The organism is Wolbachia endosymbiont of Howardula sp., assembly GCF_025021925.1.
GTDB lineage: Bacteria > Pseudomonadota > Alphaproteobacteria > Rickettsiales > Anaplasmataceae > Wolbachia.
This window is the reverse complement of record NZ_CP092368.1, coordinates 160,165-186,646: the sequence shown is the minus strand read 5'-3', so window position 1 is coordinate 186,646 and position 26,482 is coordinate 160,165. Positions and strand designations below refer to the sequence as shown.

The following is a 26,482-nucleotide window of genomic DNA, read 5'->3' as shown; positions in this document are numbered from 1 at the left end:
CTTCTTTAAAGATCTATTAAACTCATTAAATTCTTCACAGAATTTATAGATTTATTAAACATGATATATTCACTATCATTCATTTGAACTTCTATAATCCTTTCAATGCCATTATTACCAATAATAGTAGGCACACCTATAAATAATCCTGTGATCCCATATTCACCATTTAGATAAGCTGCACATGGCAATATGCGTCTTTCATTATATAAGAATGATTGTAAGATAGATATAATAGAAGATGTAGGAGCAAAATACGCAGAGCCATTTTGCAGAAAATCTATGATTTCTTTTCCTCCATTACGAGTACGATGTATTATTTCATCTATTTGATTTTGAGTAATAAGCCCTATTTGAAGCATATGAGTAAGAGGAATACCAGCAATAGATGTATATCTGATGAGAGGTACCATAGTATCATTATGGCCTCCAAGTACAAATGCACAAATATCTGCAACAGACATCTTGAGTGCAATTGCAAGAAAATAGCGAAAACGTGCAGAATCAAGCACTCCAGCCATTCCGACAATCATATTGTCTGGAATCTGTGCATATTTATGTACTGCTGAGACCATGACATCTAAAGGATTAGTAACTACTATTATAAATGCATTTGGCGAGTATTTTTTAATATTGATGCTAACTTCCTGTATTACTTTAATATTTATTTTGATAAGATCTTCTCTATTCATATTAGACTGTCTAGTAATGCCAGCGGTGATAATTATGACATCAGAGTTTTCTATTTCTTTATAATGTTTTGTACCAATAATGTTATTATAAAATCTCTCAATAGGTGCTGTCTCTGATATGTCAAGCGCTTTACCTTGCGCTATGTTTTCTCTAATATCAAGTAAAATCACATCTCCAAGATTCTTTAACATAATCAGATATGCTAGAGTGCCACCTATATTGCCTGCACCTATGATAGATATTTTTTTTTTATATATTGTCACTTTTTTTCTCCTCTATATTTATGTTATGTACTTGCCCTTCCCAAGGAGATAGAGTGTCGAATCTACGAAAATCTTGTGGTAAGTCTATAGCTTGATATACAACTTTTCTTTTTTCTTCATTATATATTACTTCTTGAGTACCAGTTATAGGAAAATCCTTCAACATTGGATTGCCATGAAAACCATAGTCCGTGAGAATTCTTCTAAGATCTTTATGTTCTGAGAATGCTATTCCATACATATCAAAAATCTCTCTCTCAAACCAAGATGCTGTGCTAAATATAGTACCTATGCTGATAGGTAATTCCCCTTCATATAATTTACATTTTACATGTATCCTCATGTTATGTACAATACTGAGTAAATTATATATTATTTCAAAACGTTGATCTCTATTTGGATAATCAACTCCAAAAATATCAATGAGTACTTCATATCTACAGTTTTGATCATCTCGTAAAAATAGTAAGTGTGTTTTTAGATCACTCAATAATGAATACATGACAATAGTACTATCATACGAGTGTATACAAGTACATCTAGTGTTTTTTTGTATATAATGTACCATACTATGCATGGAAAGTACCTATAGTATTAGAACATTTTATTTTATTTTGTAGACATAACAGACCATGTAATAATGCTTCAGCAGTAGGAGGACAACCAGGAATATATATATCAACTGGAACAATTCTATCACATCCACGTACTACTGAATAGGAATAATGATAATAACCACCACCATTTGCACAGCTACCCATAGAGATCACATATTTTGGCTCTGCCATTTGATCATATACTTTACGTAATGCAGCAGCCATTTTATTAGTCAATGTACCTGCAACAATCATTACATCTGCTTGTCTTGGACTTGCTCGAAACATAATACCATATCGATCCAAATCATAACGACTAGAAGCAGTGTGCATCATTTCTACTGCACAACATGCAAGGCCAAAAGTCATAGGCCAGAGTGAACCAGCTCTTGCCCATTTTATAATATAATCTGTTAAATGACCAAACTTACAAAAAAGAAAGCCGTCTTTTTTGTAATTTCCATAGTCTTCTTGATTTGACAACTTATCGTTAAGTTTAATATTCATTCCCTACCATGTTAATGCTCCTTTACACCATTCATAGATAAAGCCTATAGTCAATATAGCAAGAAATACTATCATAGACCAAAATCCAGTATAGTGTATCTTAGATAGAGAAATAGCCCAAGGAAAAAGAAAAATAATCTCAATATCAAAGATAATAAATAATATTGATACTAAATAGAACTTAATATCGAAGTTTTTTCTTGCACTGGATAAAGTATTAAATCCACATTCATATGTAGATTGTTTATCAAAACTTGGCTTATTTCTAACGAGCAATATAGGTAAAACACATAAAGTGACAGATATTATGATTGCAATACAAATGTAAATAATGATAGCAAGATATTCTGTCATATAATAAAAAATGTATAAAATAAGTTATATATTAACATGTTTTCCTAATTTTTTACCACCCAAAATATGTATATGAAAATGCGGTACAACTTGTTCTCCATGATGACCATGATTTGTTACTAATCTATATCCTGTTTTATCCAAATTAAACGCGCGAGTGATTATTCTGACAGCTTTAAAAAAATTGATTATTTCTACTGATTCAGCTTTTACAATAAAATCATCATAAGAAATATATTGATTTTTTGGTATGGCCAAAATATGTATTGGTGCATCAGGATACTTATCATAAAAACCCAAGACAAACTCATCTTCATAAATATTTCTACAGGGTAGGTTTCCTTTCAAGATTTGAAAAAAGATATTACTAGTATCATAGAGAATGTTATTCATATTATATGGTATTCTCCTCTATCTCTTACCGTCCTGTTATGTTGTATATATATCATGATACAGATAGTGCGTCCAACAGAAGTTTATGTTTTTTATATTTATATTTTTATAATATAGATCAATGATGATTGTTAATGAATGATAACGATCTTGAATGATAGTATATAACAACATCCTAGTACTTTTGTAATAATATAATGATAATTCAGTATTTCAGTAGAAAGAATTTGTGTTAGTATGTAGAAAAACTCTCTATAAGCGTAATACATAAGTGTGCCCGGTAGGATTTGAACCTACGACTTACAGCTTAGAAGGCTGTTGCTCTATCCAGCTGAGCTACGGGCACCCAAAATATATAAATGATTCTTCAAATCTGTAAAGTCAAGGTTTTTTATTATATGATGAATAATACTTAATATTACTGTTATTTTTATCAGTATTTTTATTTTAAAGAGATACAGATATTGATAATGCGAGATATTAATAGTATACAATATTTCTATTAATTATATATTCCATTTATAGGTAGTAAATGAATGTTAAAATCTCTCTCTCTATACTCTCAGCAGACTTTGCAAAATTAGGAGAAGAAATAAAAAAAATTAGTACTCTGAATATAGATTATATACATATAGATGTGATGGATGGTCATTTTGTGCCCAATATTACAATTGGACCAAATGTGATATCTTCAATTCGAAAATATAGTCATCTACCTTTTGATGTACACTTAATGATTAAATCTCCTAGTCATTATATCGAAAGCTTTGTATATGCTGGATCTGATATTATCACTATACATGCAGAAGCAGAGATCCATCTTGAAAGAGTGATTCAAACAATCAAAGCATATAAAATTAATAATAAAAGAATTCAGGTAGGAGTATCAATTGTTCCTTCTACTCCACCTAGCGTCTTAGAGTATATAATACATGAACTAGATGTTATACTGATCATGTCTGTTAATCCAGGCTTTAGTGGACAGAAAATCATTTCTTCGCACTTACATAAAATAACTAATATCAGAAAAATGATACAATATTACGGTCTCAACACACAAATTGCAGTAGATGGTGGTATTAATCTTACTAATGCGAGAGATATTATCAAGGCAGGAGCAGATACTTTAGTCATAGGATCTGCAATATTCCTCTCTCAAGATATTATTAAGACCGTAAATGATTTTAAAGATTGCTGTTCTTATATTTGATCATTTTCGCCAATCATTTTAGTAAAATCCTGATGATGAAGAATTATCGCTACTAGATGATTTTGTTCTATTATTTTTACTACTAAAATTAGCACGCGTCCTATTAGATCTAGAACGATAATTATTATCATTATTATCAGAAAGGTGATTTTTTCTATCTACATTATAGAGTTCACCTGCAAAAAACTCTCCCGTTTCTTGATTCACTCTACGTCTGGAGAGTTTTGGACATCCTCCTTTTTCAAAATCAATGACTAATGCTTTAAAAGTATCACTCTGTTTTAAAATACTTTCTATAGAATCTATGTGCTGATTTGCTACCTCACTAATATGCATTTTTCCTCTTCTTCCATTGATAAGTTCAAGTTCAACAATAGATTTATCTATTTTTATTACTTTGGCTTCTACTATAGAACCTTGTTCTATGTCTGTTGTTGAAATCAACATCAAATCTTTTGCAGTTTCAGCCGCTATACTGCTTACAGCAAAAATAGATACTTTACCATCATCTCCTATTTCAATTTTTGTGTTACTTTTTTCACATATACTGCGAATATTTTTGCCTTTAGATCCAATAGCAGAAGCTATTTTCTCTTTATCTATATAAAATACTATCATCTTTGGTGCATGATCTTTTATATTTGAGCTATGTTCTGAAATTACTGAATTCATTTTTGTTAAAATATGTAATCTACCATCTCGTGCTTGCTCTAATACTTGACTGATAATTTCGCAGTTAATACCAGTACTTTTTGTATCCATTTGAATTACTGTAATCCCTGTATGCGTACCTGCTACCTTACAATCCATATCCCCTAGATAATCTTCATCACCTAATATATCAGAGAGAATAATATATCCTTCTTGATCTTTTATCAAACCCATTGCAATACCAGAAACAGGTGCTTTTATTGGTACACCTGTATCCATAAGTGCAAGAGAAGTACCACATACTGTAGCCATAGAAGATGAGCCATCAGATTCTAGTATCTCTGATACTACTCTTATAGTATAAGGAAATTGAGATTTATCAGGTAAAATAGGATTTATTGCTTTCCATGCTAGTTTACCATGTCCAATCTCTCTTCTTCCAGGAGCACGTGGAGTAGAAATTTCTCCTACTGCAAATGCAGGGAAATTATAATGTAGCATAAAATGCTCACGTCTATCACCTTCGATATCATCTATAATCTGTTCATCTTGTGTAGTGCCAAGAGTAGTGATCACTAATGCTTGGGTATGACCCCTAGTAAAAAGTGCAGAGCCGTGAGTACTAGATAAAGTATTAATTTCAATTTCTATCTGTCGTATTTCATTATATTGACGCCCATCTATTCTCATGCCCTTTCTTTTAATAAGTTGACGTATTGCAGATCTTTCAATGCATCTTGACGCATATTTTACCAACTTATCATCTTTAAGTTTGTTATTAAGGATATTTAATATGTTATTTCTAATTTCTTCTAACATATTGAGACGCTCATATTTATTTAAATTTGAATAATATGCTGCTTCAAAGTCTGCATTATATTTTTCTACATATTGATCTATCTCTAATATACTAGGAGTAGAGTAATGATCTGATTTATTTTTTACTTGACTAGCAAATTCTATGATAAATTTAGTAATAGATTTAATCTGTTGATGCCCAAATTTAATTGCATCAATTAGTATTTCTTCAGATAATTCTTGAGATTCTGATTCAATCATATATACGGAATGTTCATCACCAGATAAAAATAACTCTAAGTCACTTATTTTTAATTCTTGTACAGAAGGATTCAGTATATAATTACGATCCATATTACGTCCGACTGCTACACCAGCTATTACATCGCGAACAGGAAGTCCGGAAATTGCAATAGCTGCCATAGTACCAATTAATGCTGGTACTTCAGGAGGAGTCACTGAATCATAAGTCAGTAAGTGGCAAATTACACTAATATCACGATAGAAACCCTCTGGAAAGAGAGGTCTAATACTTCTATCAACTAATCTTGAAATTAAAGTCTCTCTTTCAGAAGGCTTACCTTCTCTTTTAAAAAATCCACCAGGAATTTTACCTACTGCGTAGCTTTTTGCAATAAACTGCACAGTGAGAGGTAAGAAATCTACGGTTTCTTCTCTCTTTTTACTGACAATTGTTACTAATATTGATGTATTGCCATAACTTACAACTATTGCACTATCTGCATATCTTGCTATTTTTCCAGTTTCTAAAGTTAATGTGTTATTACCCCATTCGATAGATTTTTTGATGATTTTAAACATATTATATGCCTCAATTATTATTTTGTAATACCTAAACTTTAGGTTTCTCAATTATTTTCTAATGCCCAATTTTCTTATTAATTCTCTATAAGTCTCATCACCAAATTTAAGTTTTATATAATTTAAATGTCTACGTCTTCTGCCTATTAAGATCAGTAATCCACGCTTTGAATTATTATCATGCTTATGTTTCTTAAAATGTTCAGTGAGGCAATGAATTCTCTCAGTAAGAATTGCGCATTGTACAAAAGAGGAACCTGTATCATCTTTTTTAATTGCGTATCTTATTATAATCTTCTGTTTTACCTCAGATGTTATTGTCATCTTAACCTCATGTCATTATTTACAATACAATTAAACCTAAATTACTTAGGGATAAAAATGAATATATATCTTTAAATAAATCGTGTAAGATATCGAGAGATTACACCATTATTGCATTCTACAATGCAAGTAATTTATAGAATTACTAGTCATTTATCTATAAAATACTTAATTGTGTACATCAAGTATATACTAAAATTTAGTGTACAATATACTATATAATAATGCAATCAATTATTTATGCGTTCATTAATCAATGCAAAGCCTGTTCAGGAACTTGTGGTCTATTAATGAAATTATGATATATATATGTAATTATCTAAATCTTTATTGTATACATTCGATTTTAATAATAAATTACTTGTAAAACTATGTTAATAAAAGAGAATAATATCACATGTACTGAAAGTGCTGTACAAAGAATTCACTATTTGATATCTCAAGAAAAAAATAAAGAATCTGTGTTACGCATTACAGTGTCAGGTGGAGGATGTTCTGGATTTAAATATAATTTTCTTATGGATCACATAGGTAATAATCTTTCTGATAACAATAATCATTATGTTGAAAATAAAGATCACACTCAAGTAGATGATCGATCTATATATAATGACAATATAATAAGTCAAGATATCATAATCTATGATAGAGAAGGTATGCCAATACTCATATGTGATGTATGCTCAGCAAGATTTTTAAATAATTCAGTGATAGATTATATCGAAAATCTTAGTAGTGCTGGTTTTCATATACATAATTCACTCGTGAAATCTAAATGTGGGTGCGGTAAAAGTTTTGCATTATAAATGAGTATCTCATAGCAGCATCATGCTGTTATTATAATCATAATCTTTATCTATCAATTATGAAATTGTGTGTGAGTATCTTATACTCTTCATAATATATTGTTATAATATAACACATTAAGATTTTTATCATTAAGAGAGTTTAATTACTTAAGATATGATCATCCAGACATTAAAAGATTTTTTAAATAGTGATTACATTGTCATGTAATCTTAGTTTTATATATCGATCTATTATTTGCATGACTTCTTCCTCTTTATCACTTAAAAAATGATTAGTATTTTCCACTATATAGTATTCCATATAATGACTTTGTAGTGAATTAATTAATCTTGTGGCAAGCTCCGTAACATGACTTTTTTCTGAAATAATATCATGACTTCCTTGTATTATTAGTCCAGGAACAGGACATGGTGATAAAAAGGAAAAATCATATCTAGTAACAGGAGGAGAAATAACAATAAATCCTACTATTTCAGGTCTGCGCATTGTTAGTTGCATGGCTATCCATGCGCCAAAAGAAAAACCAAATATCCAAATTGGAATCTTACTAAAATGATGTTCTTGAATCCAATCTACTGCTACTGCAGCATCAGTTAACTCTCCTATACCCTTATCAATGGTTCCGATAAATTTTTCGACACCACGAAAGTTAATTTTTAATGCAGAAAAGTTATTTGCAATAAAAGTATTATATACACCATGTATCATTTTAGTATTTAAACTTCCACCATACTGAGCATGATGATGTAATATGAGTACAACTGGCGCATCTAAATTATGACTCTGATGATATTCACCTTCTATCTTTTTTGTTGCATTGTTTAAAAAAACTTCTACCATTCACAATCCTAATAAAACTCGCACCTATATAAGGTTATGTTATGCCTTATATACTTATATGCTCTACTATTAAACATGTATTTACTTTATTGCAATAAATTTATTATGTGATAAATTCACATGCATTGAATTACAATTGATTAATCATCTCATGTCAGACGGACTGTTGAATTTATTGTCTTTAAAAGAGAATAATTATATATATGCTGATTACAATGCCACTTCTCCTATTAGCAAAAATGTACAAAAACATATTATAGACACATTATATAAATGCATACTTAATCCATCATCATTACATAAGAAAGGACAAGAAGCACGCAGAATACTTGAAAATACAAGAGATAAGGTGCGTAATGTCCTAGGAGTATCAAGTACTCAAGAGATTATTTTTACCTCTGGTGCAACTGAAGCAAATAATATGGTAATGAAAGGAATAACAGATCATCATCAAGTCATTTCTGCGATAGAACATCCTTCAATTCTTGAATCTGCTGATCATCCACATATTGTGCCAGTAAATCATGAAGGTGTGATTGATTTATTAGCATTAGAAAAGACTTTAATAAAATTAACAGGTAAGAAAATCATTGTATCAGTAATGATGGCAAATAACGAAACAGGAGTTATTCAACCTATAGGTGATATAGTACAAATATCACATAGATTTCAAGCACTATGTCATACTGATGCTACGCAAAGCGTTGGAAAGATTAAAGTAGATATGGAAGAGTTAGGAGTAGATTTACTCACATTCTCTTCGCATAAATTTGGTGGTATATTAGGAACTGGGGTACTTATTTTTAATAAAAATATTGCGATCAAACCTATCATAATAGGTGGTCAACAAGAAAGAGGTATACGTGGAGGTACAGAGAATGTAATTGCTATTACAGGTCTCTCTACTGCGTTAGATGATATTCCAGAATTGCTATCAAGAATGCATACAATTAAAATATTACGTGATCATCTAGAAACGCAAGTCTTAAGTTATGATAGCAAGATCAAAATATTTAGTAAAAACTCTAAAAGACTACCAAATACAAGTTTTATATATATGCCAGGTGTCAAAAATGATATTCAAATGATGTATTTTGATCTTAATAATATTGCAGTAAGTAATGGTTCTGCATGTTCTTCTGGAAAAATAGAAGCATCACAAGTACTCCTTGCAATGGGAATCACACATACAGAAGCAGAATGCGCTATAAGAATTAGTATAGGACCAGATACAAGCATGCAGGATATCAAGAAGATAGAATCATGCTGGTATAATCTTTATCATAAAAGACATGTTTATATTTGAATAATATCTTGAACAGCTTGATTAATCATGTTATTAGGTCATGATTATAGATATATTTCCAATAATAGTTTTATGAACATGAGATGCAAAATGGAATATAATAAGAAAGTCACATTGCCTATATTTCTAGATTATCAAGCTACTACTAGAGTAGATCCTCGTGTATTAGAAGTAATGATACCTTATTTTAATCAATTTAGTAATTCACACTCTCGTAGCCATTCTTTTGGATGGAATGCCGAAAGAGGTGTAGAAAAATCCAGAAAGTATATTGCTGATTTAATACATGCAGATAGTAAGGAAATTATCTTTACCTCTGGTGCTACTGAATCAAATAATATGGCAATTAAAGGTATTGCGCATTTTTATAGAAATAAAGGTCAGCATATTATCACTGTATGTACAGAACATAAGTGTGTATTAGATTCTTGTAGGAGTTTAGAAAATGAAGATTTTAAAGTTACATATTTACCTGTTCAAAAAAATGGTCTGATTGATTTACTAGCATTGGATGAGATCATCACTAATAATACGATTTTAGTATCAATCATGATGGTAAATAATGAGATAGGTGTGATTCAACCTGTAAAAGAAATAGGGTTAATATGTAAAAATAAGAATGTATTATTTCATACAGATGCAGCTCAAGCTTTTGGAAAGATTCCAATAAATGTCAACGACATGAATATTGATCTGATGAGTATTTCAAGTCATAAGATTTATGGACCTATGGGAATAGGAGCATTATATGTACGTAGAAAACCACGAGTACGCTTAACTCCATTAATTAATGGTGGAGGACAAGAACGAGGAATGCGTTCTGGTACATTACCCACTCCTCTTGTAGTAGGTTTTGGTGAAGCTGCACGCATCACTCAACAAGATATGCAAGAAGAATCATATAGAATACAAGAGTTAAGTCATCTTTTATATCAACAAATAAAGACTTCATTTCCGGATGTAGTACTCAATGGAGATCAAGAGAACAGAATTCCAGGTAATTTAAACTTAAGCTTTCCTTATGTTGAAGGTGAATCATTAATTATGGCAATTAAAGATTTAGCAGTTAGTTCTGGTTCTGCATGTACATCTTCATCTTTAGAGCCATCATATGTCATTAGAGCACTTAATAATGGATATGATCTTGAACATTCATCTATCAGATTTGGATTAGGACGTTTTACCACTAAAGAAGAAATATTATATGCTGCTCATCTGATCACAAAGAATGTAGGAAGATTAAGAGATATGAGTCCTCTTTTAGAAATGGTACAGGAGGGCATAGATCTTAGTACTGTAAAATGGGATGGTCACTAAAATTTTTATGGTTTTTGCACTAACTACTGATATATTAAGAAGCCTTAAATCAGGCAAAGAGAATACCGAGGATAATATATAAAGAAAGGACGCATCATCATTCATATATATTCATAATTCACTAAAGAAAGTGCAGCAATTACTGCGGTATCTACTCTTAAAATTCTTCGTCCTAAGTTTAATTTTTGACAAAATTTGCTTGCAAATGAAAGTTCAGAAGATGAAAAGCCTCCTTCAGGACCAATAATAATAGCAATATTTTTATTATATTGTATTTCTGTTTTTATATCGAGACAGGACATTGTATAATCACATAAGTAGAAATATCTATTATGATGATCATGTAAATCATAAAAATCAATAGGAGAATAAATGTTCGGTATACTCATTCTTCCAGATTGTGCTGATGCTGCAATAACTTGAGAAATAATTCTATTAAGATTCAGAGTCTTCATGATTGTTCTTTCTGTCCAAAGGAATTGAATAGAAGTCACTCCCATTTCAGTAGCCTGTCTCACTATATTATTTAATGCTGTATTTTTAACTATTGCACAATATAAATATATTTTTTTTTCCTCATATTGAGGCTGAGTATTATGTTTAAGAGAGATAGAGACTAGCTTATGTGATGAAATATGTATGATTTCTCCCAACCATTCTCCATCTTGTCCATTAAAAAGTAATATATAATTATGCTTTACTAGATGTATCACATTACTAATATAATGACTTTGTTGTCTATTAAGTTCTATATTAAGACCTTGTGATAGGTTTTGTTGAATATATAATCTAGTATATTTTTTCATTATTCTCTAGTATTGATCTGCAGTATAGAGAATGACTCTTACGGGATTTGAACCCGTGTTGCCACCTTGAAAGGGTGATGTCCTAACCACTAGACGAAAGAGTCAGTTTAAATAAGTAAGTTATATTTATTGTATACATTAAGTCAATGCAATTATTGGAATCACTTGTATAAATAAACAAGGACTTGTATAGAAGACTCTTCTTACATCTTCTATCTCATAATATTCATGCGTTTTCAGAGTTAATAATCATCACATGTATAAGAACATTAAGATATGTTTTCTTGTTGAAAATTATTGATAGAGTTCTATCTTAGATAGAAAATCACACATCATTTTTATATCTTGTGATTTTTTTTGATCACATTTTATATCCATTTTACAAGTGGAGGAAGTGACATCATTATTGCATCTGGATCTCCTTCAGTCATTAAACCAAACTTTGTACCACGATCATATAAAAGATTAAATTCTACGTATCTACCACGTTTTATTATTTGATCTTCTCGTTGCTTTTGTGTCCATACCTGATGCATATTTTTATATATAATATGCGAGTAAATTTTTAAAAAAATTTCTCCTACTGATTGTGTAAACTGAAAATCATGTGTCCAATTACCGGAATTAAAATTATCATAAAAAATGCCACCAATGCCACGAGATTCTTTCCTATGTGGTAAAAAAAAGTATTGATCGCACTGTTCTTTAAACTGAGGATAATAATTCTTATCAAATGTATCGCATTGATTCTTAATTGCTGTATGAATGTAATTAGACTCTTCAATATTTGGATATATTGGAGTAAAATCCATTCCTCCTCCAAACCATTGATTAGCAGTATATATTAATCTTGTATTCATATGTGCTGCAGGAATAAGAGGTGATTGCATATGCGAGACTAACGATATACCACTTGCCCAAAATTCTCCGTTACTTTCATTTGCACCTGGAATTTCCTTTCTCACTAAGTGTCCAAATGTTCCATATACTTTTGAGACGTTAATTCCTACTTTTTCAAATACATTACCATAAATTACAGTTGATTCACCTCCCCCTCCACCTGGACGCTCCCATTGTCTTGTTTCTATTTTAGGATCTTTAGATGACTGTTTTTCAATTAAGCAAAAAGCTTCTACAATTTTATCTCTGAGAGTACAAAACCAATTAAATGCTTGTGTTTTTTGTTGTTGAATCATTACTATACCCATTTATATACTTATTTATCTAAAGTATATCATTAATTATACTAATAGGGAATAAAACTATTGTATTCTTGCAATTAGTAAAAGAGATTTTTACTGAATTAAGACATATTCTTGATTTGAATATCTGTACTATAATATTAATTATTATAGATATTAATATTATAGAATAATAAAACGAGAGGGAGTAATCTCATATATTACTTTGAATCAATTGATTATTATCATACACATGTTTAAGACTATGCATTGTTCAATGCACTTATAATTGTTTGTTATATTGACAAAAATATGTCATTGAGAGAATATAACTATCACGATTTAATTAGTCTACATAACAATCTATCGCGTTGACACTTTTATTATATCATATAGATGAAAGCTTTGTTTTATTATGCTTATAGAGAGAGATGCATTGTACTATATAATATTTGGTTCGCTTGCGTAACTTATGATATCGATAAAAAATTGACTGAATTGCACTATATATTCTTATAATATCAGGTATCAGGAGACTGTTTTATAAGATCATTTTATGACAAAATGCTTGAATATTTTCCATTACGTCATAATACAAAAATAATTCAAGAAGAAATTAAGCTGAATAGCTGAATAGTAGATCTGTCATCTTGAAATCTTATGAGATATATACTGAGATTGTGTGATATATTACATGTCTATGAATTCATTTATTCTATATATCAATAAGGAGGAATGAAAAAAAACATAACAATTGCGATTCAAAATTTTATACTAATGATCTAAAATATATTCTCTTGTTAAAGACGATCGAGCATTTTGAAAAAGTTCTTGAGTACTACCAGATTCAATAATTTTTCCATTATAAAAAAAAATAATATTATCAGAAAGCTTTTTAGCTTGTTTCATTGAATGAGTCACCATAATAATGGTAAATCTTAATTTTAACTCTTGTACAAGACTTTCAATTGCATTAGTAGCAACTGGATCAAGAGCAGAACATGGTTCATCCATCAATAAAATATCTGGCTGTACTGCAATTGCTCGGGCAATACATAATCTTTGTTGTTGTCCACCAGATAAATTTAGTGCGCTATCTTTTAATCTGTCTTTTAGTTCTGCCCATAACCCTACTTTGATTAAGCTATTTTCCACTATTTCACTTAATGTTCTCGTATTCTTGACCATATTATGCAATTTTGGTCCATAAGCAACATTATCATATATTGATTTTGGAAAGGGATTAGGTTTTTGAAAGACCATACCTACTTTTGCTCTTAATAATACAACATCCATATTATTTGAGTATATATCACCTAAACCATCTATATCTAATACACCAACAGCTTTATGTTCTGGGACATAGTCATTCATGCGATTAAAGCAACGTAAAAATGTTGATTTACCGCATCCTGATGGTCCAATGAACGTTGTTACTTCTTGCTTATAAATATTCAAATTAATATCAAATAATACTTGCTGAATACCGTACCATAAACTAAGGTTTTTCACAGCAGCGTGTATACAGCTCATATTATACTCTGCAATTGTATTTTCTTTGAAAGTAGTACAGCTTTCTTCTCTTTGTATCATGATGATCTTGATGAATTGTATCTTTGATTCTCAATTGGAATGTATTGATTGCTTTATAATGTAACTCTATACATTTGTAATGATTAATTAACATCATGTTATGATTTTAGCAAAATTGTGATCATGTTCTGTTGATCTATTACAAATATACAACATATTTATAAAATCTCAATATTATATATTAATCATCTATTAGATGTAGTATATAATATATTACTCTTAATCTGTAGAATCTCTTAAGTTTTTAAGATATATCATTAATAGTTTAATAACTGCATAATCTTTCTTTATAGATATACATATTATATTTTATCTGATACTCATTGTGAGTTCAAGAACAGTAAGCTAGTGATATTCATTAAAAATAAATATTTTGTCACTGCTATTATATATCAAAAAGAAAATTCATTGCTTGTTGAAACAATATATGATGTTCCAAAGATGTATTCTTATAAAGAATTTCTAAATTGATTAATTTTGCCACAATCCATTTCACTTCTGATAATTGAAAATTTTTAATATGTGCTCTAAGATTCCATGCATATTTATAATGCAATTTAAGTATCATATATCGACTAGCATCATATGCATTCATACCAGATTGCATTAATAGCAACATATTTTCAATATATAAGAAATAATTTGAGATCACTCTGGTGAGTATCATAGGCGAAAGATGAGCTTGTTGTACTAATGTATTGGTTACTATAAGTAATCTACTGATATCTCTTGTTGCGATAGCAGAAAATAGATGATTAAGATTGCTGTATTGATTATAGTAGGATAAAAAACATGATTCTATGTCAAGTAAATTTAAGTCTTTTTGATCTCCTAAATATAATACTAATTTCTCAAGTTCAGAGTATATAGAAAGATCATGATTATTAAAGTACGATACTAAGTGATTAAGTATCATGTTCGTATATTGTATATCATTTTGCTTTAAGAAAACTGCAATGATATCACAAATATTATTATTTTGATTTTTAGACACATTCAAGATACCAAAAATTTTTGAATCTTCCATATAACTTTTAATTTTTGCATGATATGCTAAATCATATGCTACAAATATAAGATAATCATCACCTATGTTATACTCTAAAACGCTTTTTAACTCTGTAGATATTTCTCCTTTAACATTGATGAGTTTAATTATTTTTTTTTGAGTAAATATAGATTTATTTCTTATCGTAGATAATAGCACACTAGGTGTTTTATTGATGATTGTAAAATCCATCACTTGTATCGAATACTCTTTCAGAGACGAAGTAATTTGATGTATATAACAATCAATAAGACTTTTATTACTACCATAAATCATTATTCCTCTTATTGCATCAGGCTGATATAATACTTTCCTCAATTGAGATGATATAATTTTCATTTGAAATAAATTAAATATTATGATTTTTATGTTATAAAATTTTATTAAAAGTCCCGTATATATTGTTCTTCATATATTGAATTTAACAGAATTACACTGTTTCTAGTGCATTAGAAGACTTTATTTTAATATCAATCGTATAAAATAAGCAATTATTAAGTATGATGCTGAAGCAAGAATAATAGCTGGGCCAGTAAATAAATCAAAACTTGCAGATAATATTAATCCTGATACGCCAGATATTATAGAAAAGATTGTTGCAATAATAATCATTTGTATTGGAGTCTTTGCAATTAATCTTGCAGATGCTGCAGGAATTAATAAAAATGCAGCAATTAGTAATACTCCTATTAATTGAGCAGAAATTGCTATGAAGATAGCAAGAGTCACTAAGAATTCTAATCTTACAAAATTAGTGTTAATCTTTTCTACTACTGCTAATTCTGGATTCATTGAAATGATTAACCAATGACGCCATCTCAATGTCAAGACTAAAGCAACTACTATAGAAACTATAAAAATTAACATGATATCATTTGTATTTAATGTTAAAATATCACCAAACAAAGAATTCATAATGCTATGTCCACCTGATGGTAAACATGCCATAAGTACTAAACTAAGTGATAAAATTACATTAGTCGTAATATTTAAGATTGTATCTATAGAATATAATTTATAAAAGTTTATAGAGAGTAATATTGCAAATGTAATAGCAATTAATATAATACTTAATGATGCGCTGATATTAAAAATTAAGGCAATTGCAGTACCTAATAATGAAGAATGAGAAAGACTATCCCCTAAATAAGATAATCTTTGCCATATCATAAATGATCCTAATGCTCCTGTTACTGCACTAATAAGTATGATTGCAATCATACTTATAATAAAAAAATCCTGAGTAAGTATTTCAAGCATGATTTATATCTGATAAATAAGTTACAACAGATCTGCTTTCAGATATAAGAATATTGTGAGTTCTACATGCTGAACCTATTGTCATAACTTCAAAATGAATAATATTATTATGTTCCATAAGGTATAATCCAATTGGAGTCTTGAGTATATCACGATTTATACTAGAACCTATTAATAAAATATCTATTTCTAATAGTGCAATTGATTCGAGATAGTGTTGTATTGTAATATTACATTTACGCAATTCGATGACTCTGTCATAAAGAATTAAAATTTCTTCAGAATATTCTTTATTATTTACAATAAATTTTCCTTGTGTATATCTATTTATAAGATTTGTGTTTTTTAACATTAAAGACATTAAATCCATATATTTAAACTATTAATTGTGTACTGCATATCCACCAATCTGGATGTAATAATGTCATATTTGTTGCAGCATATTGTGCATTTTTTTCATTATCAAAGATCCCAAAGCATCCTACACCACTTCCAGACATACGAGCAAATATGGAACCTTGTTGTGAATTGAGTTCTGTAATTATGTGCTTAATCTCTGGTACAAGAGAGATTGCGATATCTTGTAGATCATTTTTTGTGCTTTGAAGAATATTATATAATACTTTTTGACTATAAATATTCCATGTAATGGGCTTAGAAAATGGTTCTGTATATTTATAAAATACTTCAGATGTCTTTAAAAATTTATTTTTAGGTTTGACTAGTATCACATAAATAGGAAGAAAAAAGTTTTTTAATCTCAAAAGTTGTTCTCCTATTCCTTGTACAAATACTGACTGACTATATATACTTGATGGAACATCAGATCCAATCTTTAAAGCGATATTATGCAAAATCTGCCTTTTAATCTTCCATAATCTTCCAAGAGTCCGTATCACTGCGCCAGCATCTGCGGAACCACTACCTAAACCTGAGGCAGTTGGTATATTTTTTACAATTTTTACAGATACTTGAGTATGCGCAGGAGCGTATTTCAGCATTAGTTGCACTGCTTTTATCACTGTATTATCTAAATGATCAATACTAGATTCACAATGGAAAAATTCCACTGTCACAGAAGGATTATGCATATAATGCTTATCACTCACTTGAATTTCTACAATATTTGCAAGAGTCGTGAAACACATTATACTTTCAATAATGTGATATCCAGTTTTTTGTTTATCTACCAAATGTAAAAAAAGATTAATTTTAGCAGGTGCTTTGATACAAAACCTTGTCATTAATGAATGTATATTAAATGTATTCTATAATACAATATATCACCTATGAGTCAACTGACTGTATAATTTATATGCTATCATACTACCGCTAAACAATAACTCAGATTTTTTTATTATTTATATTAAATAATGAACAATGCATATTAAAATTCTCATTTGCTTTTTATAATTAAAGTGCTCATATATTTCGTAATACACTATAAATATACATCTGTGAGATAATCTTGAATGTTATGAGTAATAAACACTGAGATATGACTTCAATTGATATCTCCGTTATTTTTCAATATATATCATTAGTTTATTTTGTAGAAGAGATGCTTGTTTTGAGATAAAATATCGTAATGAGCTCCTATCAGGATTAAGAATTATGGGTAAATTGGAAGGAAAAATAGCGCTGATTAATGGAGCATCTGGTAAGATAGGTACTGCAGTTGCAAAAAGATTTATAAAAGAAGGTGCCTATGTAATCTTGATGTCAAGATCTGTAGACAATCTAAAACCTTTATATAATACTATTCAAGAATTAAGAGAATTTCGAGAAGGCTATGTCAAAATTATTCAACTTGATCTTTTAGATTTCGAAAATGTGATAATATTAACACATATGATAGAAAGTCTTAAGCTATCAGAAACTGGAGTATTAGATATACTAGTATCCTGTACTGGTATTTTAGGTAAATCATATCCTATTCATGAATGTACACTTGAAGAATTACAAAATATCATGAATATAAACTTTACTGCAAATTGGTATCTACTAAAAAATTTAGACTTTATGTTAAAAAGATCTAATGCTGGAAGAGTCATTTTTATCACTTCAGAAGTGACATTTTCTCCTGCTTATTATCCATATTGGATGCCTTATGCAGCTAGTAAAGCTGCTCTTGAGATCATGGTCAAAATCTACGCATCTGAAACAAAACATACAAAATTATGTATAAATGCTGTATATCCATTAGGACCTGTAGATTCCGGAATATATCAGCAAGCATTTCCAGGGAAGGATGTCTCTGAATTAATTTCTCCAGAGATACTGACAGATAAATTTGTAGAGTTAGCATCTGAAGATTGTATTGTTTCAGGCAATATATTCCCTCTGAGCAAATCTATTGGATAAGTAATCATAGCAATGCAATAAGACTGATATGCATAATCTTCAATATTTTTATGTTAATATTCTTTTATTAATAGAAATAAATTCTACATAGAAGATATACTACATAGTGAATAAACATTCACATCAATAAAAAAGATTGATAATATTATAAAATTCATAATACATCATTATGCCAAAACGCGTAGATATAGAATCTATATTAGTTATAGGAGCAGGTCCTATAGTAATAGGACAAGCATGTGAATTTGATTATTCAGGCACACAAAGCTGTAAAATATTAAAAAGTGAAGGCTACAAAGTCATTTTAGTGAATTCTAATCCTGCAACAATTATGACTGACCCTGAACTGTCTGATGCAACATATATTGAACCAATAATTCCTGAAATAATAGCAAAAATTATTATAAAAGAAAGACCAAATGCCATTCTCCCAATAATGGGAGGACAAACAGCACTGAATTGTGCAATTAATCTTGCCGATACTGGTCTTCTTGACGCATTTAATGTTGAGCTCATTGGCATTAATAGAGAAGCAATTAGAAAAGCGGAAGATAGAGAGTTGTTTCGTCAATCTTTAGATAATATCCATCTCAAATATCCCAAAAGTATGATTGTAAAAAATCACGCTCAAATAGAAGATGCGTTAGATTTCATTGGATTGCCAGCGATTATCCGATCTTCTTTTACACTAGGAGGTGAAGGTAGTGGCATAGCATATAACAAAGAAGAGTTTTTTAATATTGCGGATCACGCTTTAACTATTTCTCCAATACATGAAATTCAAATTGATGAATCTATTATGGGATGGAAAGAATATGAAATGGAAGTATTACGAGATTGTAAAGATAATTGTATAGTGGTGTGTTCAATAGAAAATATAGATTCAGTAGGAGTACATACTGGAGATAGTATGACAGTTGCGCCTGCGCTTACTCTTCGTGATACAGAATATCAACAAATGAGAAATGCATCTATATCTATTCTGAGAGAAATAGATATTAATGGTGGTGGTGCGAATGTACAGTTTGCAGTGAATCCTAAAAGAGATAATCAATTAGTTGTCATTGAAATGAATCCTAGAGTCTCTAGATCATCTGCGCTCGCTTCAAAAGCTACAGGTTATCCTATTGCAAAAGTCGTTACTAAACTTGCAATAGGATATTCCTTAGATGAAATTAGTAATGATTGTGCACTAGTGATACCTGCTGCATTTGAATCAGTGATAGATTATATAGTCACTAAAATGCCTCGTTTTGAATTTGAAAAATTTCAAGGGACAAATTGTGAGCTTTCTACTTCTATGAAATCAATTGGAGAGATTATGTCTATAGGACGGACTTTTAATGAATCTCTTCAGAAAGCATTTCGCTCGCTTGAAATAGGTTTATCAGGACTTGATGAGGTCTTTTCTGAAGATGAAGATATTGAGTATATTAGATTACAATTATCAAAATTACTGCCAAATAGATTACTTATTGCCGCTGATGCAATGCGACATGGTATCAGTATAGAAGAAATAAATGCTATTACAGGTTATGATCTATGGTTCTTAAAAAATATATATCTCATTATATTAGAAGAACAAAAAATTAAGGATATGGGCTTTCCAGAACATGCATATGAAATACTTAAGTTAAAAAAGATGGGATTTTCAGATACTAGACTTGCAAAGTTAAGTGGGAATACTGCTCAATATATTGAAGCAATGAGAAAAAAATTTGGTATTCAACAGGTTTATAAACACATAGATACCTGTGCAGCTGAATTTGAATCAAGTACTAATTATATGTATGGATGTTATGAAGGCGATACAATATATAAGACAGAATGTGAAGCAAATGTATCGTTTAGAAAGAAAATTGTTATTTTAGGTAGTGGACCCAATAGAATTGGCCAAGGTATTGAGTTTGATTATGCATGCGTACATGCAGTATGTGCTGCCAAAGAAATGGGGTATGAAACTATTATGATCAATTGTAATCCAGAGACTGTATCGACTGATTATGATATTTCTGATCGCTTATATTTTGCTCCTCTCATTGAAGAAGATGTATTAGAGATCTTATACAAAGAACAAGAACATGGAATTTTAGTGGGCATTATAGTACAAATAGGTGGTCAAACACCTTTAAAATTAGCAAAAATACTATATGAAAAAGGTTTTAATATTCTCGGGACATCGTTTAATTCTATAGATCTTGCAGAAAATCGTATGAGATTTAAAAATCTTGCTTTACAGCTGAACTTAAAGCAACCAGATAATGCTATATGTCATTCTATAGAAGAAGCATTATTAAATGCAGAAAGAGTAACCTTTCCTCTAATAGTCAGACCCTCTTATGTCCTAGGAGGACAAGCTATGTCAATAGTACATGACATTCAAAGTTTTAAAGAATATGCTTCAACTCACACGTACATTTTTGAATCTGGTGCACTACTTCTTGATAAATTTTTAATTAACGCAGTAGAAGTTGATGTAGATGCCATATGTGATGGAGAAGAGGTATTTATTGCAGCAGTAATGGAACATATTGAAGAAGCAGGTATTCATTCTGGCGATTCAACATGTTCAATACCAACAAATACATTAAGCAGGAGCTTGATACAAGAAATAGAATTACTTTCTAAAAGAATTTCCATTGCATTAGCAGTAAAAGGGTTAATTAATATTCAGTTTGCTATTCAAGAGAATGAGATATATATACTTGAAGTCAATTTAAGAGCTAGTCGTACAGTACCTTTTATCTCGAAGGTGCTCAATATACCTCTTGCAAAACTTGCTACTCAGGTTATTTTAGGCAAAAAATTAAATCAAAAAAAAATATCTCTAGATTATTTTGCATTTAAAGCTGCTGTTTTTCCATTCAATCGCTTCTCTGGAATTGATATCTTACTTGGTCCTGAAATGAAGTCAACCGGTGAAGTTATGGGAATTGATTTTTCATTTGAAGCAGCATTAGCAAAAACACATATGGCTGCAGGATATAAGCTACCAATATCAGGAAGAGCGTTACTTTCAGTCAAGGATAGTGATAAAGCATATATAGTACAGATTGCACGTATATTGCAAGAGCTAAGCTTTGAAATATATGCAACTCAAGGTACAGCTTCATATCTAAATTCTCATAGCATTCATGTAAAAGTTGTGAATAAAGTACGAGAAGGGAGGCCTCATATCGTAGATATGATGAAAGATGGACAAATTGATCTGGTCATCAATACCTCAAAAGGAGTCAAAGCAGTATCAGATAGTAAGGAAATTCGAAGAATTGCTATTCTCAAAAATATATCTTATAGTACTACTGCATCTGGAAGTAAAGCATTAGTATTAGCAATTCAATATATAAAAAATAATGCATTGCAAGTACACTCATTGCATGAGATTCATAATATACAGATACATAAGTGAACATATGATTTCTATGTTATATATTATAGATATATAGTAAAGATCATTTTTCTGTAATGCTTGAGAATATAAAAATATAATAAATACTATTTTTATATATTGGTAGACTATCTTGTATGAGGATATTCAAAAAAACTGATCCTTAATATTCATTATCATGATGTGACTTTGGTCATACTTCTTGTTACAAAATATACAAGTGCATGCAATAAACACTGCATGCTATTTTCCATGCAAATAATTCACTTGTAAGAGTATTTGTAAAATTCAGATATTTGTTTTTACTATCTCATCTCGAGATATTATTCTGTTTAATAGATCTACTACAGATATTTCATCGTGCTTAAAAGATATATTGTCAAAGATTGTACTTTGAAACGATACATTAAAATTCTTATGAATATCTTGACTTGATCTATTGCATATTTCACATTATAAGTGCAATAGGTGATATAATTATGAAGTTATTACAAGGTAAAAAAGGTTTAATTACGGGAATCACAAATAAGAGATCAATAGCATATGGTATTGCAAAAACACTCTCAGAACATGGTGCAGAACTTGCTATCACATATCAAAATGAAATGATAAAAGAAAAATTGTCACATATTATAGAAGCATTAAATGTGACATTAATATTAAATTGTGATGTGTTAAATGATGTTACGATAAATCATGTGTTTGATACAATAGAGCAAAAATGGGAAATGTTTGATTTTTTAGTACATGCAATAGCATTTTCTGATAAACATGAATTAACTGGTCAATATGTTACTACATCTTTAAATAACTTTCTTAATGCAATGCATATTTCATGTTATTCTTTTACTGCATTATCAAACAAATCGATAAAAATTATGAAAAATGGTGGTAGTATACTTACTTTATCTTATTATGGTGCTGAAAAAGTGATACCGAATTATAATGTCATGGGAGTATGCAAGGCAGCACTTGAAGCAAGTGTAAAATACATTGCACATGATCTAGGTCCACAAGGGATTAGAGTCAATGCGATTTCTGCGGGACCAATAAAAACTGTAGCATCTTCTGGTATTAGAGATTTTCGTTGTATCTCAGAATGGAATAAAAATCATTCTCCGCTCAGACGAAACATTACAATAGAAGATGTAGGTAAAGCAGCATTATATTTATTAAGTGAATTGAGTAGTGGTACTACTGGAGAAATATTACATGTTGATGCTGGATATAATATTATAGGTATGAAAGCTGTTGATTAATTGATTAGTCAGATATACTATATAATATCTAGTATCAATTATAAAAAACAACTATGTCACAATTTGGGAATTCTACTGACAATCATGTATATTTTGTGAAACATTAGATGCAAAAATTATCTCTGCATTCATATTTTGGAGATTTGATTAAGGGTTTTTTTGTGACTCTAAAATATTTCTTCAAATCTAAAGTCACCTTAAAATATCCTATGGAAAAAGGTACATTAAGTTCAAGATTTCGTGGTGAACATGCTTTAAGAAGATATGAAAATGGTGAAGAAAGATGCATTGCATGTAAATTATGTGAAGTAATTTGTCCCGCACAAGCAATAGTCATTGAAGCAGAAGAAAGAGAAGATGGTAGTCGCAGGACTACACGTTATGATATTGATATGGCAAAATGCATATACTGTGGATTTTGTCAAGAAGCATGTCCAGTAGATGCTATAGTTGAAGGACCAAACTTTGAATTTGCTAAAGAAACACGCAAAGAATTGATATATGATAAAAAAAAATTATTACTTAATGGTGATCTTTGGGAAGACGCGATTGCGCTGAGATTAAAAAAGAATAGTCAGTACTTCTAGATCTTATATCATACTTGATCAGGTTTGACTGTCTAAATATTTCATATTATTACATAAAAATGATCATGTAATTATTCGCTTTATTATATTAAAAGATAAATGATATTTACTCAGCGCTTTCTGTATACTTTATATAAAAGATTTGTCAAACTTATTACACTCATACTCCTAAATGTATAGATATTATGATATAAGAATATGATTAAAATCATCGCACCTAGAGAACAAAAAATCGAAGAACATAGAGAAACAGTGACTGCAATTGATATGTTACATCCAAATATTCCAAAAGACGCAATTGCAATTAAAATCAATGATGTATTATATGATCTATCAAGATCTATTGCATCAGATGCAAAAATAGAAGTGATTTCATTGAGTGATAAAGAGGGTCTAGAGATCATAAGACATGATACTGCGCACATCATGGCCCATGCAGTAAAAAATCTCTTTCCTAATACTCTGGTTGCAATAGGTCCAACTATTCAGAACGGCTTTTATTATGATTTTGATTCGGATCATACATTTACAATGACAGATCTAAATATTATAGAACAAGAAATGAGAAATATCATAAAAAGTAATGATAAATTTGTCAGAGAAGTATGGTCTTATAATACAGCAATGAATTATTTTAGTAATATAGGAGAAAAATATAAAGTTGAGATTATATTATCTATACCAAAAGATGAGGAAATATCTATCTATAGACAAGGGCATTTTGTGGATCTGTGTCGAGGTCCACATTCTCCTTCCACTGGAAGAATTACAGATTTTAAACTCATGAAAGTATCAGGTGCATATTGGCGTGGTAACTCTAAAAACCGCATGTTACAGAGAATATACGGTACAACATGGAGAAATCACAATGAATTAAATACTTATCTTACAATGATAAGTGAATCAGAAAAACGTGATCACAGAAAAATTGGTAAAGATATGGATTTATTTCATATTCAAGATGAAGCTCTTGGGCAAATCTTTTGGCACGAACAGGGATATACCTTATATCATACATTAGAATCTTACATCAGAAAAAAACTCATTGAGAACGAGTATTACGAAGTACGTACTCCGCTACTAGTAAGTAAAGAGCTATGGCAAAAGTCTGGACATTGGGATAAATTTCGTGATAATATGTTCATTGTGCATGAGTCTGCAAGTAAGGAATTAGCAGTGAAACCAATGAATTGTCCATGTCATGTACAAATTTTTAATACTCAGATCAGAAGTTATCGAGATTTGCCAATACGAATGGCAGAATTTGGTATGTGTCATAGAGATGAAAGCGCAGGTTCCTTACATGGATTAATGAGAGTACGTGGTTTTACTCAAGATGATGCGCATATTTTTTGTATGGAAGAACAAATTAATTCTGAGACTATAAAATTTTGCACTCTATTAAAAGAAGTATATTCAGAACTTGGATTTCATGACATTTCTGTAAAATTTTCAGATCGTCCGAATATTAGAGCGGGTAATAATACAGTATGGGATAGAGCTGAACATGCATTACTGCATGCAATTCAGATAGCGAATTTAAGTTATGAATTGAATCCAGGTGAAGGTGCATTTTATGGTCCAAAATTAGATTTTATATTAAAAGATGCAATCGGAAGACAGTGGCAATGTGGAACATTACAAGTTGATTTTATTTTACCAGAACGTTTAGGAGCTTTATATACAGGTCAAGATGGACAAAGGCATCATGTAGTGATGTTACATAGAGCTATTCTGGGAACTTTCGAGCGTTTTATTGGGATTTTAATAGAACATTATTCAGGCAAATTACCAGTCTGGCTTGCGCCTATACAACTTGCAATTCTCACTATTACTCATGAGGCAAATGATTATGCTATTGAAATTAGTAATATTCTTAAAAAAGAAGGCATTAGAATTAAGACTGATCTCAAAAATGAAAAAATTAGTTATAAGATACGCTTGCATAGTACAAATAAGGTTCCTATATTATGGATAATAGGTAAAAATGAAGTAAGTAATAGAACTGTATCAGTAAGATACTTAGGATCACAGATACAAGAATCTTGTTCTTTTAAACATGCTTTTCAGTTACTTTTAAAAAATATTCATGTGAATTGAGGAACTTACACT

At 30.0% G+C, this 26,482-nt stretch carries 24 protein-coding genes and 2 tRNA genes; 9 read left to right on the top strand and 17 right to left on the bottom strand.

The features are described from left to right. Positions 1 to 5: 5 nt before the first annotated feature. From mdh to MC061_RS00880, 6 genes are all read right to left on the bottom strand, one after another. Positions 6 to 956, bottom strand: a complete 951-nt coding sequence (mdh, locus tag MC061_RS00905; RefSeq protein ID WP_259536111.1) for a malate dehydrogenase — start codon at positions 954 to 956, stop codon at positions 6 to 8. After that, a complete protein-coding gene (locus MC061_RS00900) occupies positions 943 to 1,533 on the bottom strand; it encodes an NADH-quinone oxidoreductase subunit C (RefSeq protein WP_259536110.1) in 591 nt (196 codons plus the stop codon). The genes mdh and MC061_RS00900 overlap by 14 nt, the downstream gene beginning before the upstream one ends. Continuing rightward, positions 1,526 to 2,059, bottom strand: coding sequence for a NuoB/complex I 20 kDa subunit family protein (locus tag MC061_RS00895; protein WP_259536109.1), 534 nt, complete (start codon positions 2,057 to 2,059; stop codon positions 1,526 to 1,528). Before MC061_RS00895 ends, MC061_RS00900 begins: the two co-directional genes overlap by 8 nt. Before the next feature lie 3 nt (positions 2,060 to 2,062). Then, positions 2,063 to 2,413 (bottom strand): NADH-quinone oxidoreductase subunit A, encoded by a 351-nt coding sequence (gene ndhC, locus MC061_RS00890; protein WP_259536108.1) that lies wholly within the window; start codon positions 2,411 to 2,413, stop codon positions 2,063 to 2,065. A 24-nt stretch (positions 2,414 to 2,437) separates the two neighbouring features. Further along, positions 2,438 to 2,806, bottom strand: a complete 369-nt coding sequence (locus MC061_RS00885) for an HIT domain-containing protein (RefSeq protein ID WP_259536107.1) — start codon at positions 2,804 to 2,806, stop codon at positions 2,438 to 2,440. Between the two features lie 272 nt (positions 2,807 to 3,078). Then, positions 3,079 to 3,152 (bottom strand) — tRNA-Arg (locus MC061_RS00880). Positions 3,153 to 3,338: 186 nt separating this feature from the next. On the opposite strand from MC061_RS00880, the gene rpe reads away from it, so the two are divergent. Beyond that, on the top strand, positions 3,339 to 4,016 hold the full coding sequence (gene rpe / locus MC061_RS00875) for a ribulose-phosphate 3-epimerase (RefSeq protein WP_259536106.1): 678 nt from the start codon (positions 3,339 to 3,341) through the stop codon (positions 4,014 to 4,016). Between the two features lie 18 nt (positions 4,017 to 4,034). Here rpe and pnp read toward each other — a convergent pair whose 3' ends face one another. Together pnp and rpsO are read right to left on the bottom strand one after the other, a co-directional pair. Next, the gene (pnp, locus tag MC061_RS00870) at positions 4,035 to 6,287 is read right to left on the bottom strand and encodes a polyribonucleotide nucleotidyltransferase (RefSeq protein ID WP_259536105.1); all 2,253 of its coding nucleotides are present in this window, start codon (positions 6,285 to 6,287) and stop codon (positions 4,035 to 4,037) included. A 51-nt stretch (positions 6,288 to 6,338) separates the two neighbouring features. Then, positions 6,339 to 6,611 (bottom strand): 30S ribosomal protein S15, encoded by a 273-nt coding sequence (gene rpsO / locus MC061_RS00865; protein ID WP_259536104.1) that lies wholly within the window; start codon positions 6,609 to 6,611, stop codon positions 6,339 to 6,341. Positions 6,612 to 6,982: 371 nt separating this feature from the next. Here rpsO and MC061_RS00860 point away from each other — a divergent pair, with 371 nt between their 5' ends. Further along, positions 6,983 to 7,417 carry a HesB/IscA family protein gene (locus tag MC061_RS00860; protein WP_259536103.1) on the top strand — a complete coding sequence of 145 codons (435 nt, stop codon included), beginning with the start codon at positions 6,983 to 6,985 and terminating at the stop codon, positions 7,415 to 7,417. A gap of 184 nt (positions 7,418 to 7,601) precedes the next feature. On the opposite strand, the gene MC061_RS00855 is transcribed toward MC061_RS00860, so the two are convergent. Then, complete coding sequence (locus MC061_RS00855) at positions 7,602 to 8,261, bottom strand: alpha/beta hydrolase (RefSeq protein ID WP_259536102.1); 660 nt, start codon at positions 8,259 to 8,261, stop codon at positions 7,602 to 7,604. A gap of 151 nt (positions 8,262 to 8,412) precedes the next feature. Here MC061_RS00855 and MC061_RS00850 point away from each other — a divergent pair, with 151 nt between their 5' ends. Beyond that, positions 8,413 to 9,567, top strand: a complete 1,155-nt coding sequence (locus MC061_RS00850) for a cysteine desulfurase family protein (protein WP_259536101.1) — start codon at positions 8,413 to 8,415, stop codon at positions 9,565 to 9,567. A gap of 90 nt (positions 9,568 to 9,657) precedes the next feature. Continuing rightward, complete coding sequence (locus tag MC061_RS00845) at positions 9,658 to 10,884, top strand: IscS subfamily cysteine desulfurase (RefSeq protein ID WP_259536226.1); 1,227 nt, start codon at positions 9,658 to 9,660, stop codon at positions 10,882 to 10,884. 101 nt (positions 10,885 to 10,985) lie between these two features. On the opposite strand, the gene MC061_RS00840 is transcribed toward MC061_RS00845, so the two are convergent. The 8 genes from MC061_RS00840 to MC061_RS00805 form a co-directional block, all read right to left on the bottom strand. Continuing rightward, positions 10,986 to 11,690, bottom strand: coding sequence for a 16S rRNA (uracil(1498)-N(3))-methyltransferase (locus MC061_RS00840; protein ID WP_259536100.1), 705 nt, complete (start codon positions 11,688 to 11,690; stop codon positions 10,986 to 10,988). Between the two features lie 32 nt (positions 11,691 to 11,722). Continuing rightward, positions 11,723 to 11,794: transfer RNA gene (locus MC061_RS00835), tRNA-Glu, on the bottom strand. A 264-nt stretch (positions 11,795 to 12,058) separates the two neighbouring features. Then, positions 12,059 to 12,883: an oxygen-dependent coproporphyrinogen oxidase gene (gene hemF / locus MC061_RS00830; RefSeq protein WP_259536224.1), complete on the bottom strand. Its 825-nt coding sequence runs from the start codon at positions 12,881 to 12,883 to the stop codon at positions 12,059 to 12,061. Positions 12,884 to 13,645: 762 nt separating this feature from the next. Continuing rightward, on the bottom strand, positions 13,646 to 14,404 hold the full coding sequence (gene pstB, locus MC061_RS00825) for a phosphate ABC transporter ATP-binding protein PstB (protein ID WP_259536222.1): 759 nt from the start codon (positions 14,402 to 14,404) through the stop codon (positions 13,646 to 13,648). Positions 14,405 to 14,849: 445 nt separating this feature from the next. After that, complete coding sequence (gene holA / locus MC061_RS00820) at positions 14,850 to 15,851, bottom strand: DNA polymerase III subunit delta (RefSeq protein ID WP_259536099.1); 1,002 nt, start codon at positions 15,849 to 15,851, stop codon at positions 14,850 to 14,852. A gap of 120 nt (positions 15,852 to 15,971) precedes the next feature. Continuing rightward, entirely contained in the window at positions 15,972 to 16,772 is an 801-nt protein-coding gene (locus tag MC061_RS00815) for a metal ABC transporter permease (RefSeq protein ID WP_259536098.1), read from the bottom strand. Next, on the bottom strand, positions 16,765 to 17,124 hold the full coding sequence (locus MC061_RS00810; RefSeq protein ID WP_259536097.1) for an MTH938/NDUFAF3 family protein: 360 nt from the start codon (positions 17,122 to 17,124) through the stop codon (positions 16,765 to 16,767). The genes MC061_RS00815 and MC061_RS00810 overlap by 8 nt, the downstream gene beginning before the upstream one ends. A gap of 22 nt (positions 17,125 to 17,146) precedes the next feature. Next, entirely contained in the window at positions 17,147 to 18,016 is an 870-nt protein-coding gene (locus tag MC061_RS00805; RefSeq protein ID WP_259536096.1) for a 4-(cytidine 5'-diphospho)-2-C-methyl-D-erythritol kinase, read from the bottom strand. 370 nt (positions 18,017 to 18,386) lie between these two features. On the opposite strand from MC061_RS00805, the gene MC061_RS00800 reads away from it, so the two are divergent. The 5 genes from MC061_RS00800 to thrS all read left to right on the top strand — a co-directional run bounded on the left by MC061_RS00800 (position 18,387) and on the right by thrS (position 26,470). Continuing rightward, positions 18,387 to 19,136 (top strand): SDR family oxidoreductase, encoded by a 750-nt coding sequence (locus tag MC061_RS00800; protein ID WP_259536095.1) that lies wholly within the window; start codon positions 18,387 to 18,389, stop codon positions 19,134 to 19,136. Positions 19,137 to 19,305: 169 nt separating this feature from the next. Continuing rightward, positions 19,306 to 22,545 carry a carbamoyl-phosphate synthase large subunit gene (gene carB, locus MC061_RS00795; protein ID WP_259536093.1) on the top strand — a complete coding sequence of 1,080 codons (3,240 nt, stop codon included), beginning with the start codon at positions 19,306 to 19,308 and terminating at the stop codon, positions 22,543 to 22,545. A 458-nt stretch (positions 22,546 to 23,003) separates the two neighbouring features. Next, positions 23,004 to 23,783: an enoyl-ACP reductase FabI gene (locus tag MC061_RS00790; RefSeq protein ID WP_259536091.1), complete on the top strand. Its 780-nt coding sequence runs from the start codon at positions 23,004 to 23,006 to the stop codon at positions 23,781 to 23,783. A gap of 107 nt (positions 23,784 to 23,890) precedes the next feature. Further along, a complete protein-coding gene (gene nuoI / locus MC061_RS00785) occupies positions 23,891 to 24,370 on the top strand; it encodes an NADH-quinone oxidoreductase subunit NuoI (protein WP_259536089.1) in 480 nt (159 codons plus the stop codon). 198 nt (positions 24,371 to 24,568) lie between these two features. Further along, on the top strand, positions 24,569 to 26,470 hold the full coding sequence (thrS, locus tag MC061_RS00780) for a threonine--tRNA ligase (RefSeq protein ID WP_259536087.1): 1,902 nt from the start codon (positions 24,569 to 24,571) through the stop codon (positions 26,468 to 26,470). The last annotated feature ends 12 nt before the right edge of the window (positions 26,471 to 26,482 follow it).

Excerpts from the sequence above, each read along its gene's own strand:
- MC061_RS00900 (WP_259536110.1), bottom strand. The coding sequence starts at position 1,533 with ATGCATAGTATGGTACATTATATACAAAAAAACACTAGATGTACTTGT.
- MC061_RS00895 (WP_259536109.1), bottom strand. The coding sequence starts at position 2,059 with ATGAATATTAAACTTAACGATAAGTTGTCAAATCAAGAAGACTATGGA.
- ndhC (WP_259536108.1), bottom strand. The coding sequence starts at position 2,413 with ATGACAGAATATCTTGCTATCATTATTTACATTTGTATTGCAATCATA.
- MC061_RS00885 (WP_259536107.1), bottom strand. The coding sequence starts at position 2,806 with ATGAATAACATTCTCTATGATACTAGTAATATCTTTTTTCAAATCTTG.
- rpe (WP_259536106.1), top strand. The coding sequence starts at position 3,339 with ATGAATGTTAAAATCTCTCTCTCTATACTCTCAGCAGACTTTGCAAAA.
- pnp (WP_259536105.1), bottom strand. The coding sequence starts at position 6,287 with ATGTTTAAAATCATCAAAAAATCTATCGAATGGGGTAATAACACATTA.
- rpsO (WP_259536104.1), bottom strand. The coding sequence starts at position 6,611 with ATGACAATAACATCTGAGGTAAAACAGAAGATTATAATAAGATACGCA.
- MC061_RS00860 (WP_259536103.1), top strand. The coding sequence starts at position 6,983 with ATGTTAATAAAAGAGAATAATATCACATGTACTGAAAGTGCTGTACAA.
- MC061_RS00855 (WP_259536102.1), bottom strand. The coding sequence starts at position 8,261 with ATGGTAGAAGTTTTTTTAAACAATGCAACAAAAAAGATAGAAGGTGAA.
- MC061_RS00850 (WP_259536101.1), top strand. The coding sequence starts at position 8,413 with ATGTCAGACGGACTGTTGAATTTATTGTCTTTAAAAGAGAATAATTAT.
- MC061_RS00845 (WP_259536226.1), top strand. The coding sequence starts at position 9,658 with ATGGAATATAATAAGAAAGTCACATTGCCTATATTTCTAGATTATCAA.
- MC061_RS00840 (WP_259536100.1), bottom strand. The coding sequence starts at position 11,690 with ATGAAAAAATATACTAGATTATATATTCAACAAAACCTATCACAAGGT.
- pstB (WP_259536222.1), bottom strand. The coding sequence starts at position 14,404 with ATGAGCTGTATACACGCTGCTGTGAAAAACCTTAGTTTATGGTACGGT.
- holA (WP_259536099.1), bottom strand. The coding sequence starts at position 15,851 with ATGAAAATTATATCATCTCAATTGAGGAAAGTATTATATCAGCCTGAT.
- MC061_RS00815 (WP_259536098.1), bottom strand. The coding sequence starts at position 16,772 with ATGCTTGAAATACTTACTCAGGATTTTTTTATTATAAGTATGATTGCA.
- MC061_RS00810 (WP_259536097.1), bottom strand. The coding sequence starts at position 17,124 with ATGTTAAAAAACACAAATCTTATAAATAGATATACACAAGGAAAATTT.
- MC061_RS00805 (WP_259536096.1), bottom strand. The coding sequence starts at position 18,016 with ATGACAAGGTTTTGTATCAAAGCACCTGCTAAAATTAATCTTTTTTTA.
- MC061_RS00800 (WP_259536095.1), top strand. The coding sequence starts at position 18,387 with ATGGGTAAATTGGAAGGAAAAATAGCGCTGATTAATGGAGCATCTGGT.
- carB (WP_259536093.1), top strand. The coding sequence starts at position 19,306 with ATGCCAAAACGCGTAGATATAGAATCTATATTAGTTATAGGAGCAGGT.
- MC061_RS00790 (WP_259536091.1), top strand. The coding sequence starts at position 23,004 with ATGAAGTTATTACAAGGTAAAAAAGGTTTAATTACGGGAATCACAAAT.
- nuoI (WP_259536089.1), top strand. The coding sequence starts at position 23,891 with ATGCAAAAATTATCTCTGCATTCATATTTTGGAGATTTGATTAAGGGT.
- thrS (WP_259536087.1), top strand. The coding sequence starts at position 24,569 with ATGATTAAAATCATCGCACCTAGAGAACAAAAAATCGAAGAACATAGA.